The organism is Streptococcus porcinus (assembly GCF_901542335.1).
Lineage (GTDB): Bacteria > Bacillota > Bacilli > Lactobacillales > Streptococcaceae > Streptococcus > Streptococcus porcinus_A.
On sequence record NZ_LR594036.1, the window covers coordinates 774,064 to 786,332 of the forward strand.

Sequence of the window (12,269 nt, forward strand, 5' to 3'; positions counted from 1 at the left end):
AAGAAAAGCCCTAGAAAAATCAATTTCTAAGGACTTTGTCTTCAATCTGAAAGCTTGCTCTTGCAAGCTTTTTTCTTTTTGTGTAAAATGGATGAAGCGAGGTATAGAATGAGTAAAAAAGATAAAAAAATTGAAATTCAAATTGTTGATCACAAGGTTTCACTTGAGAATACTCTAGTAAATGGTTATCAATTACTAAATGGAAAACGTATTGTTGGTGAAATTGCAGAGCTTGATGAAAGATTCGTTGTTGTCAACAACGGTAGTGCAGAAAGCTTCTTCAAAACCTTGGAACAAGCGGTTGAAAGTATCATTGAAAGCTACAATTTGAATCACTAAAGTGGGTAAAAACACTTGCGTGAGCAATAAAACTATGGTAGAATAGTTTTTGTTGTTATGGAAAGATAGCGAAGAGGCTAAACGCGGCGGACTGTAAATCCGCTCCTTCGGGTTCGGGGGTTCGAATCCCTCTCTTTCCATTTCTATTTGGGGTATAGCCAAGCGGTAAGGCAAGGGACTTTGACTCCCTCATGCGTTGGTTCGAATCCAGCTACCCCAGTCAGAGGTATCAGATAGATTCTGAGACCGTCAAAGATAAGAGTTGTTGTCGTTGCGGGTTACCTTGAGAAAATATATTGTTATCAAAAGCAAGCATAGCTTGCTTTTGTTGGAGGATTTTTTAGAATGAATGAATTTGAAGATTTGCTAAACAGTGTTAGCGAAGTAAACCCTGGTGATGTAGTCACTGCGGAAGTTTTAACAGTTGATAACGGTCAAGCAAACGTTGTTATTGATGGTACTGGTGTAGAAGGTGTTTTGACACTTCGCGAATTGACTAATGATCGTGATGCCGATATCAATGATTTTGTTAAAGCTGGCGACACAGTTGAAGTGCTTGTTCTTCGTCAAGTTGTAGGTAAAGATACTGATACAGTTACTTTCCTAGTATCTAAAAAACGTTTAGAAGCTCGCAAAGCATGGGACAAACTTATTGGTCGTGAAGGTGAAGTAGTTACTGTTAAAGGTACTCGCGCTGTTAAAGGTGGTCTTTCAGTTGAATTTGAAGGTTTACGTGGATTTATTCCTGCTTCAATGATTGATACTCGTTTCGTACGCAACACTGAAAAATTTGTAGGTCAAGAATTTGACGCAAAAATTAAAGAAGTTGATGCTGCTGAAAACCGTTTTATCTTATCACGTCGTGAAGTCATTGAAGAAGCTTCTGCAGCAGCTCGCGAAGAAGTATTTTCAAAACTTTCTGAAGGTTCAGTTGTGACTGGTACTGTTGCTCGTTTAACTAGCTTTGGTGCTTTCATCGATCTTGGTGGTGTTGATGGACTTGTTCACGTTACTGAGTTATCTCATGAACGTAATGTTTCACCTAAATCAGTTGTAAGTGTTGGTGAAGAAGTTGAAGTTAAAGTTCTGTCAATTGATGAGGAAGCTGGTCGTGTATCACTTTCGCTTAAAGCAACTACCCCTGGACCATGGGATGGTGTTGAACAAAAACTCGCTCAAGGTGATGTTGTTGAAGGTAAAGTAAAACGTCTTACTGACTTTGGTGCTTTCGTAGAAGTACTACCTGGAATTGATGGACTTGTTCATATTTCACAAATCTCACACAAACGTGTTGAAAATCCAAAAGATGTACTTTCTGTAGGTCAAGAAGTTACTGTTAAAGTTCTTGAAGTAAATGCAGCTGATGAACGTGTATCACTTTCAATCAAAGCTCTTGAAGAACGTCCAGCACAAGCTGAAGGTGAAAACAATAACAACAACAATAACAGTGAAAAACGCCAATCACGTCCACGTCGTCCAAAACGTGAGGCTAAACGTGACTATGAATTACCAGAAACTCAAACTGGTTTCTCAATGGCTGATTTATTCGGTGATATTGAATTATAATAAAGTTTAAAAGCTAAGATTTTCTTAGCTTTTTTTCTAATCAAAATTTGTGATTTCTATTTCGAAAATTTTATTTTTGTGGTATACTATTATGGTGTTGCCACCTTTAGTGTAATGGATATCACGTAAGATTCCGGTTCTTGAGATGGGAGTTCGATTCTCTCAAGGTGGATTTAAACCGCGTTTTAAAGCCTATTAAATTAGGCTTTTTTTCTTTATTGTCCTAAATAAATTCTTTACTTGACTTACTGATTCCAGTTCTTATTGTTTAAATACATGTAAGTATACTGTCAAGGTGATGTTCGGCTTTGTATGACCAATTAATTTAGAAAACGGGACCACATTGTTCTTATTTTTAATTACGTCCGATACATAAGTATTTCTCAATGAATGAAGATGAATATTGCCTCTGACAACCTTCTTAAGCGTCTTATTAACAAGCAGTACTCAATAACTCGATAAATATTCTATCTTTGATTTTATAATGCTTAATATACTTAAGGTGGATTTATATTTCAGAAACCTTTAAGTAACAAATAAAGCACTAGCCTATAGCTAATGCTTTATTTGTTATATCAATTCTATTTGAGAAGACCCCTTTGGCTAAGCTGGATAAGTTTATCATTTTCGAATAAGAGGTTAATATGGCTTCCTTGAGTATTTGTTTTTAAACCACTAACCCAAACAGCTTGTAGTTGTATTTTGTCACTAGAACTAGCATGAGTATAATCATCTGGCTCAGTTAATATTTTTGTCACTTGGTTATAAGTCATGCCTTTTTGAAGTTTATTATAGTCTTTTAGAGAGATTTTGGGCTTTCTATTAAAAGCAAAATTAGCAATGGACTTGACAATAGTAGAATTTTGATACATATTTGCTTGGATAGTGACTTTATCAAATGTCCAAGTGTAATTATCGAGGGTAACATTCCCAGCAGGTTTTTTTTCGTGCTTACTTGGATTTCCAAATAAGCTTGTTAAGTCCTCGATAGAGGATCCCCCTTTGAATTCTTGATCGGCGCTGGCGATATGAATTTTCTCAAAAGCAAGTCGCTTGTCCTGATGAGAAGCTGTTTCTTGAGACTTGGCGATTAGTGATGGTTTGTCTTTAGATGACGTTTTATTCTCGGAACTTTTGCTACAGCCAACCATACTAAAACAAAGGACAGGAAGGAGTAGTGTCAAAATGAATGAACTTTTTTTCATAGTTTAAATTATTTCTCCGTTAATATTATATCAGTTATAACATATTTCGATCAGGTGTGAGTTAAGCACCCAGTGTAACTCTAGTGAAGGTCTAAAAAATAAAACCCTTACAGGTAAGGGTTCAGTAAGTTTTAATGGAGCTGGTGGGAGTCGAACCCACGTCCAAACACCTGCCAACATATTCGTCTACAACCATAGGTTATGTTTTGATTTAACAAGGTAAGGACACATAACTCAAGCCATTACCGTGCGAATCTAAAAATCTCTTTTTGAGGCAGTAGACACTACCTTAAACGTAGCTTGTTATTTTGAGACTTCTAACAGGACACAAGCAATCTTGTAGAAGTCACGCTAGCTGGTTTTTAGGCAGCTAAAGCGTAAGAGTTTGTATTTTTTGCAGTTATATTTAACTGGCATTTTACATCTGCCGATGGGTCGCAGAACATGTCTCATAATGCCTGTCGAATCCGTAACAACCCCTTTGTTAAAAGGGTAAGAAAAACTTACAAGGATTATTATATCAGAAAATATTTCGTATGGCAAAATTATCTATCTTATGGTATGATAAAAGCATGAAAATCAAGAATCCAAAAGCCTACGCTTTTTTTCAACAATTATTTAAAGTCTTGGGAATTATAGCTCTTATAGGGTCCTTTGTTTTAGCTTTTTGGTTATATAAGATGGGGATATTTAATGATAAAAATGTATTGAAAGATGTTATCAACCAATACAAATTTTGGGGGCCATTTATTTTCATTATCATCCAAATTTTTCAAATTGTTTTCCCAGTCATTCCTGGAGGGATAACAACTGTTTTTGGATTTCTTATTTTTGGTCCTATCAAAGGTTTCTTACTCAATTATTTTGGGATATTAATTGGGAGTTATATTCTATTTATTCTGGTTAGAATTTATGGGAAAAAATTTATTCTCCTTTTTATTGATGAAAAAACGTTCTATAAGTATGAAAAAAAACTAGAGACACCTGGTTACGAAAAACTTTTTATTTTTTGCATGGCCTCTCCTATAGCTCCAGCAGATATTATGGTTATGATTACTGCTCTAACAAATATGTCGGTCAAACGCTTCATGACGATTATGATGATTGCAAAGCCGATATCAATCATTGGTTATAGTTACCTTTTCATCTTTGGGAAAGATATCATTAACTTTTTCTTTAAATAATAAAAAGGTCGGGATAGATTCCCGCCTTTTTCGTTTGTAACTAATTTTAGTATTATTGTAAGTTGAGCTTAGATTTCATGATGAAATGTGTTCCAAAATAGTAGAGAATGATTTGGAATAATCCTTCTAAAGAAGAGATTAAGAAGTAATAATTACTTGTGTAATCAATCTCCCGATCAAAGCCAAGCCCTAAAAGGTTTGTGTTGATGTATGTGAAGATAATGCTGAGAGTAATTTGGATGCAAAAGTATGCCATAAAGGCTTTTAATCCACGACGATTTGCAAATAGCTGACCAATTGAAATAGCGAAATAAATGGCAAGAATACTTGATAGAGTTGATAATACTATCGTAACGCAAATAAAGGCGATGAGGTTCATATGTTGAGGAGCAACTTTTAATATTTCATTAATACCCTTTAGAAGGTCTGATTTATCAAATTGAGGTAGAATTAAAATAGCGAAGGCTACTGCTAATACCAAAAGGTTAAAGAAACTGTAAGTAACTGAGGATACTAATTTTGCTAGAATTAGCTTATGCTCTGATACAGGTAAGGTCATTGTTAGGTAACCTTCTCGCCCATAAATGTTTTTGTTAAATCGGTTAATAATAATCAATAAAGTTGCTAGAAGGGAGCCAGCAATTAGGGCTCCAAAAATAAGGATAAGTGAAAAAGGTAAGAATTTTGAAAAAAGGCTAATATCAGGATTTTTCTTTACTAATATTTTTATAACAAATGATAGAATGGCAGCAATTGCAACTATTCCAGCGTTCAATCCAAAGTACCACTTACCTACTGATTTGAACTCATATTTTAATAATTTCCCAAACATTGCTTCCTCCTATACTTTGTAAGTGTTTCTAAAGAGAGTGTCAATGGACATAGCATGGCTTTCTCTCAACTCATCTACTGATCCCATAATAGCAACTTGTCCATCTTTAAGAAAAATGACTTCATCAAGAATAGGTTCAATATCAGAAATAAGGTGGGTGGAAATGAGAACGGTAGCATCTTCGCTGTAATTATTAATAATTGTTTTCAAAATATAATCACGAGCAGCAGGATCCACACCACCAATTGGTTCATCAAGTATGTAAAGCTTTGCTTTACGACTCATCACAAGAATCAATTGCACTTTTTCCTTATTCCCTTTTGAGAGATTTTTGAGATGATCATTTAGGTTTAAATGAAGATCACGAAGTAAGCTATGGGCTTTAGTAACATCAAAGTCTTCGTAAAAATCACTGAAGTAGTCAATGATATCTGAAATTTTCATATCCTCTCGCAAATAGGAAGTATCAGGTAAATAAGAAATAATTTTCTTTGTATCGGTTGAGGGACGATAGCCATCAATGACGATATCACCTTTATTAGGCTGGATTAGACCATTAATTAGCTTAATCAAAGTCGTTTTCCCAGAGCCATTAGGTCCAAGTAAACCAATGATTTTTCCAGATGGGATTGTCAAGGTTAAATCATCTATAACCTTTTTACCTTTGAAAGCCTTTGAAACATGGTGTAGCTGTAAAAGTTGTGACATCCTAAGAACCCTCCTTTAGAAAATCTTCAAGTTCTGGTACAATTTGTGACTTATCAAAGCCAATTTTTACCATATTGTTAACGAAGGATTTAAGTTCACTTCGAGACAATTCACGACGTTTTTCTGCAATTAATGCTTGATTATCCGTTACAAAACGACCAGCAGTGCGTTGGGAATAAACAATACCTTCACGTTCTAATTCGGTGAAAGCCCGTTGCATGGTATTAGGGTTAACCCCAGCAGTTTCTGCATATTCTCGTACAGTTGGTAATTGTTGACCAATATTAATCTCATGACTGACAATTTGCATTTTGATATGTTGTGCAATCTGAGCATAAATCGGCGATTTTTCATCAAAATTCCAAGACATACGGTCTCCTCTCTTTGTGATTAAGTATCACTTGTACTATATAAATGGTACAGAAAAAAATAGTAAAAGTCAACATATTAATTTCTAAATTGTCCTTAGATCGTTATGAGATATAAAAAGAGAGCACAGTAATCAATTTCATAGTATAATAGAAGAAATCAGTTCAAGGAGAAGCCATGTTTGCACAATTAGATACCAAAACGGTATATTCCTTTATGGATAGTTTAATTGACTTAGATCATTACATCTCAGAAGCTAAGAAGATTGGTTATCAATCAATTGGCATCATGGATAAAGATTGTTTATACGCTGCGTATCATTTTATTATTAAAACTCAAAAGGCTGGTTTGCAACCTATTTTAGGGTTAGCAATAGATTTTCCAATTAATGGGAACGAGGAAGCTTTATATCTCATTGCAAAAAATAATCTGGGATATCAAAACCTTTTAAAAATTTCGACTCTGCGTATGTCGGCTGGGTTTAGCCCTGAGACAATTAAGGATTTTCTTGGTGGTCTGATAGTTATACTGCCTTATAGGTCTCACTTACATGATATTGATCTTGGATTTCCTTACTTCACTGGTGTTTTTGAGGAGACTGAGCTAGCTCAGCCCCTCCCTCTACAAAAATTAGTACCTTTACGAACTGTGCGATATTTTGCTGATTCCGAAAGGGAGACCTTGCAAGTTTTACACGCTATTCGGGATAATGTAACGCTCGCAGAAACGAAAGTCGTAGAAGCTGGGCAATATCTGAAAGATCCATGGGAAATTTCACAAAAGTTTGAGAAGCTTTATCCAGGCATCAATGCCCATCTGGCTAATTTATTGAAAGATGTTCATTACGATTTTAATCATGAATTTAAATTACCAAGGTTTAACCGTCAAAAGGCAGCTAAAGATGAACTGCGACAATTAACCGAAACTGGTTTAAAGGAAAAGGGTCTGTGGCAAGAAATTTATCAAAAGCGTTTGGAAAAGGAGCTTCAAATCATCTCGGACATGGGCTTTGATGACTATTTCTTGATCGTTTGGGATTTGCTCCGCTTTGGGCGTAGTAAAGGCTATTATATGGGCATGGGACGTGGCTCTGCAGCGGGTAGTTTGGTTGCTTATGCATTGAATATTACTGGTATTGATCCTGTTAGGAATAATCTGCTTTTTGAACGCTTTTTAAACAAAGAGCGTTACAGTATGCCCGATATTGATATTGATTTACCAGATATTTATCGTTCAGAATTCTTACACTATGTTCGAAATCGGTATGGTAGCGATCACTCTGCTCAAATTGTAACCTTTTCAACTTTCGGAGCAAAACAAGCTATTAGAGATGTCTTTAAACGGTTCGGTGTCCCTGAATATGAGATTAGCAATTTAAGTAAGAAAATAGGCTTTAAAGATACTTTGGCATCTATCTACGACAAAAACATTAGTTTTCGCCAAACGATCAATAGTCGCTTAGAATTTCAAAAGGCATTTGAAATAGCCAAACGAATTGAAGGTAATCCTAGACAAACATCTATTCATGCTGCAGGAATCGTTATGAGTGATGATCTTTTGACAGACCATATTCCTTTGAAAGAAGGGATAGAAATGATGGTGACGCAATATGATGCACCAGCAGTTGAAGCAAACGGCCTTTTGAAAATGGATTTTCTTGGCTTAAGAAATCTAACATTTGTTCAAAAAATGAAAGAGAAGGTTGCTAAAGACTTTGGCAAAGAAATCATCATAGAAGAGATTGACTTGGAAGATCCGAAAACACTAGAGCTATTTGCTCAGGGTGATACTAAGGGCATTTTTCAATTTGAACAAAGTGGTGCCATCAGCTTATTGAAACGAATTAAACCTAAGCGATTTGAAGAAATTGTTGCAACAACAAGTTTAAATAGGCCAGGGGCTAGCGACTACACTAATAATTTCATTAAGCGTAGAAGAGGGCAAGAAAAAATTGATTTAATTGATCCTATCATCGCACCTATCTTGGAACCGACTTATGGCATTATGCTTTACCAAGAGCAAGTTATGCAAATTGCACAAGTTTTTGCCGGTTTTACTTTAGGCAAAGCCGACCTTCTCCGCAGAGCTATGTCCAAAAAGAATCTATCAGAAATGAAAAAAATGGAGAATGACTTTATAGAAGGTGCCATCGGTCTTGGTCGTTCTGAAGAAACAGCTAAGCTTTTATTTAATAGAATGGAGAAGTTTGCTGGTTACGGTTTTAATAGAAGTCATGCCTTTGCTTATTCCGCTTTAGCTTTTCAGTTGGCCTATTTTAAGGCACATTACCCTGCCGTTTTCTATGATGTCATTATGAATTATTCAAATAGTGATTATATCAGTGATGCCTTAGAATCAGATTTTAAAGTGGTACCCTTGACCATTAATAATATCCCGTATAATGATAAAATTGATGCAAATAGGATTTATATGGGATTGAAAAATATTAAGGGGCTACCACGCGATTTAGCTTATTGGATTATTGAAAAACGGCCTTTTTCGAGTATTGAGTCCTTCCTAAGTGCCTTACCAGCTAAGTACCAGAAAAAAGACTTACTGGAGCCTCTATTTGCTGTTGGTTTATTTGATCTCTTTGAACCTAATCGTAGAAAAATTTTAAACAATCTGGACGGGTTATTAATTTTTGTTTCGGAACTTGGCTCTCTTTTTGCGGACTCGTCCTTTAGTTGGTTGGATTGTGATGATTTTTCAAATAGGGAGAAATACCAGTTGGAAGAAACCTATATAGGTATTGGGCTTAGTCCGCATCCTTTACTAGAAATTGCTGAAAAAACAGATCAAGAGTTTACTCCAATAACAAAACTTCTTAAAGATACTGAGCAGACCGTTCTTGTTCAAATTGAAAAGGTAAGGATTATCCGCACAAAAAGTAGTGGTCAACAAATGGCTTTCCTAACTGTAACTGATACTAAGAAAAAAATTGATGTTACGGTATTTCCTCAAGAGTTTTTGCAGTTTAAACATCTTTTGACAGAGGGGCAGATGGCATTTATCCATGGAAAAGTAAAGGAACGTGACAATCGTCTACAAATTGTTGCGCAAATGATTACTTTAGCTAATCAAAAGAAATACTGGATTTTACTTGAGACTCATGAAAATGATCAGCGGATTGCTAAAATTTTAGGAGAGTTTATGGGCCAATATCCCGTTGTGATTCATTATCAAAAGACCAAGGAAACACTTCAATTAAGCCATATTCTCGTAGATGGTAGTCCAGAATTAGAGGAGGCACTTGAAGAATTAGTTGTGAAAACGGTTTTTCGATAAATTTAGCCCAATAGTGAAGAAATTTGCAAGGGAATATGCTATAATGGGAACGTTAAATTAATTAAAGGAGTACCAAAATAATGAAACGTATTGCTGTTTTATCAAGTGGTGGTGATGCCCCTGGTATGAACGCTGCTATCCGCGCGGTTGTTCGTAAAGCAATCTCAGAAGGTATGGAAGTTTATGGAGTTAACCATGGTTATGCAGGTTTGGTTGCTGGTGATATTTTCCCTATCAGTTCTAGAGACGTTGGGGACAAAATTTCGCGTGGAGGAACTTTCTTATACTCTGCTCGTTATCCAGAATTTGCACAATTAGAAGGTCAATTAGCTGGTATTGAGCAACTTAAGAAAAATAACATCGAAGGTGTGGTTGTTATTGGTGGAGATGGTTCATATCATGGAGCAATGCGCTTGACAGAACACGGCTTCCCTGCAGTAGGAGTTCCTGGAACAATTGATAATGATATTGCTGGCACTGATTTTACAATTGGTTTTGATACAGCTGTAAATACTGCGGTTGAAGCTATTGACAAATTACGTGATACTTCTTCAAGTCATGGCCGTACATTTGTTGTTGAAGTTATGGGACGTAACGCAGGAGATATTGCTCTTTGGGCAGGTATTTCAAGTGGTGCTGATCAGATTATTGTACCTGAAGAAGGTTTTGACATTAAACAAGTTGCCGAAACCATTGAAAATGACTTCAAAAAACAAGGTAAAAACCATCATATTATCGTTCTTGCAGAGGGTGTTATGAGTGGGGCTGAGTTTGCTGAAAAACTTAAAGCTGCTGGGGATAAGAGTGACTTACGTGTAACAAACCTAGGACATATTTTACGTGGTGGTTCACCAACTGCACGTGACCGTGTTCTGGCTTCACGATTAGGGGCACACGCTGTAAAACTTCTTAAAGAAGGCCGAGGTGGTTTGGCAGTCGGGATTCACAATGAAGAACTAGTCGAAAGCCCAATTCTTGGAACTGCCGAAGAAGGTGCTTTATTCAGTCTAGCTGAAGATGGTAAGATTATTGTTAATAATCCTCATAAAGCACGTCTTGATTTTGCTAAATTAAATCGTTCACTTTCAAGATAAAAGTAAGCTGTAAGCTATAATTAATTTTTGTTAAATGTCGACAGTCGACAAAAAAATAAGGAGTTTCATAATATTATGAGTAAACGTGTAAAAATTGTTGCAACACTTGGTCCTGCGGTAGAAATTCGTGGTGGAAAAAGATTTGGCGAAGATGGTTACTGGGCTGGTCAACTTGACGTTGAAGAGTCAGCAAAAAAGATCGCTGAATTAATCGAAGCTGGTGCAAATGTTTTCCGTTTCAATTTCTCACATGGCGACCATCAAGAACAGGGTGATCGTATGGCAACTGTACGTCGTGCAGAAGAAATTGCACGTAAAAAAGTTGGCTTCCTTTTAGACACTAAAGGGCCAGAAATGCGTACAGAATTGTTTGAAGATGACGCTAAAGAATATAGTTACCTAACTGGTGAACGTATCCGTGTTGCTACTGAACAAGGTATTAAGTCTACTCGTGAGGTCATCGCTTTGAGTGTTGCTGGTAACTTAGATATCTATGATGAAGTTGAAGTTGGTCATACTATCCTTATTGACGATGGTAAGCTAGGATTGAAAGTTGTTGAAAAAGATATTGCTACACGTCAATTTATCGTTACCGTTGAAAATGATGGTAGTATTGCAAAACAAAAAGGTGTTAATATTCCAAACACTAAGATTCCATTCCCTGCTCTAGCTGAGCGTGATAATGCTGATATCCGTTTTGGTTTAGAACAAGGCTTGAATTTTATTGCCATTTCATTTGTACGTACTGCTAAGGATGTTGAAGAAGTACGTGACATTTGTCGTGAAACTGGAAATGACCATGTTCAATTATTTGCTAAAATTGAAAACCAACAAGGTATTGATAACCTTGACGAAATCATCGAAGCAGCAGATGGTATCATGATTGCGCGTGGAGACATGGGAATTGAAGTGCCATTTGAAATGGTGCCAGTTTTCCAAAAAATGATTATTACCAAAGTGAACGCAGCTGGTAAAGCAGTTATTACAGCAACAAATATGCTTGAAACAATGACTGAAAAACCACGTGCTACCCGTTCAGAAGTTTCAGACGTCTTCAATGCGGTTATTGATGGTACTGATGCAACTATGCTTTCAGGTGAATCAGCAAATGGTAAGTATCCTGTTGAGGCAGTGCGCACAATGGCGACAATTGATAAAAATGCGCAAACACTTCTTAATGAATATGGCCGCTTAGATTCTTCTACTTTCCCACGTACTAATAAGACAGATGTTATCGCCTCTGCAGTTAAAGATGCAACGCATTCTATGGACATCAAACTTGTTGTAACGATTACTGAAACTGGTAATACAGCCCGTGCTATCTCAAAATTCCGCCCAGATTCAGATATTCTAGCTGTTACTTTTGATGAAAAAGTGCAAAAAGCTCTTATGATTTATTGGGGAGTAACTCCAATTGTCGCAGACAAACCATCTTCTACCGACGATATGTTTGAAGTAGCTGAAAAATTAGCTCTTAAGTCAGGAATGGTTAGCTCAGGAGACAACATCATTATTGTTGCTGGTGTCCCTGTCGGCTCTGGTGGAACTAATACAATGCGAGTTCGTACTGTTAAATAAAATTTCTAAAATCACAAGGAATTCCTTGTGATTTTTTGTTCATTGAATAGTCTTCTTCCAAGTTCTAGTCTTTTGTTATCAGGCATAACATGCTATAATAGACATA

Annotated in this window: 10 protein-coding genes, 3 tRNA genes and 1 other RNA gene; 9 read left to right on the forward strand and 5 right to left on the reverse strand. The window is 36.3% G+C overall.

The annotated features are described in order from the left end of the window. Window positions 1–108 precede the first annotated feature (108 nt). The 5 genes from FGK96_RS03725 (at window position 109) to FGK96_RS03745 (ending at window position 2,077) form a co-directional block, all read left to right on the forward strand. Window positions 109–339: a DUF2969 domain-containing protein gene (locus FGK96_RS03725; RefSeq protein WP_138081537.1), complete on the forward strand. Its 231-nt coding sequence runs from the start codon at window positions 109–111 to the stop codon at window positions 337–339. A 59-nt stretch (window positions 340–398) separates the two neighbouring features. Then, window positions 399–479 (forward strand) — tRNA-Tyr (locus FGK96_RS03730). A gap of 8 nt (window positions 480–487) precedes the next feature. Next, a tRNA-Gln gene (locus FGK96_RS03735) sits at window positions 488–559 on the forward strand. Between the two features lie 125 nt (window positions 560–684). After that, window positions 685–1,905 (forward strand): 30S ribosomal protein S1, encoded by a 1,221-nt coding sequence (rpsA, locus tag FGK96_RS03740; protein WP_138081539.1) that lies wholly within the window; start codon window positions 685–687, stop codon window positions 1,903–1,905. Between the two features lie 100 nt (window positions 1,906–2,005). Then, window positions 2,006–2,077, forward strand: a tRNA-Arg gene (locus FGK96_RS03745). Between the two features lie 409 nt (window positions 2,078–2,486). On the opposite strand, the gene FGK96_RS03755 is transcribed toward FGK96_RS03745, so the two are convergent. Beyond that, window positions 2,487–3,110, reverse strand: a complete 624-nt coding sequence (locus FGK96_RS03755; RefSeq protein ID WP_138081541.1) for a DUF3862 domain-containing protein — start codon at window positions 3,108–3,110, stop codon at window positions 2,487–2,489. A gap of 132 nt (window positions 3,111–3,242) precedes the next feature. Beyond that, window positions 3,243–3,590: a transfer-messenger RNA gene (ssrA, locus tag FGK96_RS03760) on the reverse strand. Window positions 3,591–3,682: 92 nt separating this feature from the next. Here ssrA and FGK96_RS03765 point away from each other — a divergent pair. Next, window positions 3,683–4,294 (forward strand): TVP38/TMEM64 family protein, encoded by a 612-nt coding sequence (locus FGK96_RS03765; RefSeq protein ID WP_172601632.1) that lies wholly within the window; start codon window positions 3,683–3,685, stop codon window positions 4,292–4,294. A gap of 52 nt (window positions 4,295–4,346) precedes the next feature. Here FGK96_RS03765 and FGK96_RS03770 read toward each other — a convergent pair whose 3' ends face one another. Genes FGK96_RS03770 through FGK96_RS03780 form a run of 3 tightly spaced genes read right to left on the reverse strand, consistent with a single transcriptional unit; the run spans window position 4,347 to window position 6,204 of the window. Further along, on the reverse strand, window positions 4,347–5,126 hold the full coding sequence (locus FGK96_RS03770; protein WP_138081546.1) for an ABC transporter permease: 780 nt from the start codon (window positions 5,124–5,126) through the stop codon (window positions 4,347–4,349). Window positions 5,127–5,135: 9 nt separating this feature from the next. Further along, window positions 5,136–5,834 (reverse strand): ABC transporter ATP-binding protein, encoded by a 699-nt coding sequence (locus FGK96_RS03775; protein WP_138081548.1) that lies wholly within the window; start codon window positions 5,832–5,834, stop codon window positions 5,136–5,138. A 1-nt stretch (window position 5,835) separates the two neighbouring features. Beyond that, on the reverse strand, window positions 5,836–6,204 hold the full coding sequence (locus tag FGK96_RS03780) for a GntR family transcriptional regulator (RefSeq protein WP_138081550.1): 369 nt from the start codon (window positions 6,202–6,204) through the stop codon (window positions 5,836–5,838). Between the two features lie 176 nt (window positions 6,205–6,380). Here FGK96_RS03780 and FGK96_RS03785 point away from each other — a divergent pair, with 176 nt between their 5' ends. The 3 genes from FGK96_RS03785 (at window position 6,381) to pyk (ending at window position 12,163) form a co-directional block, all read left to right on the forward strand. Beyond that, a complete protein-coding gene (locus FGK96_RS03785) occupies window positions 6,381–9,491 on the forward strand; it encodes a DNA polymerase III subunit alpha (protein WP_138081552.1) in 3,111 nt (1,036 codons plus the stop codon). 80 nt (window positions 9,492–9,571) lie between these two features. Next, the gene (gene pfkA / locus FGK96_RS03790) at window positions 9,572–10,585 is read left to right on the forward strand and encodes a 6-phosphofructokinase (RefSeq protein ID WP_138081554.1); all 1,014 of its coding nucleotides are present in this window, start codon (window positions 9,572–9,574) and stop codon (window positions 10,583–10,585) included. A gap of 75 nt (window positions 10,586–10,660) precedes the next feature. After that, window positions 10,661–12,163: a pyruvate kinase gene (gene pyk / locus FGK96_RS03795; RefSeq protein ID WP_138081556.1), complete on the forward strand. Its 1,503-nt coding sequence runs from the start codon at window positions 10,661–10,663 to the stop codon at window positions 12,161–12,163. Window positions 12,164–12,269: the final 106 nt, after the last annotated feature.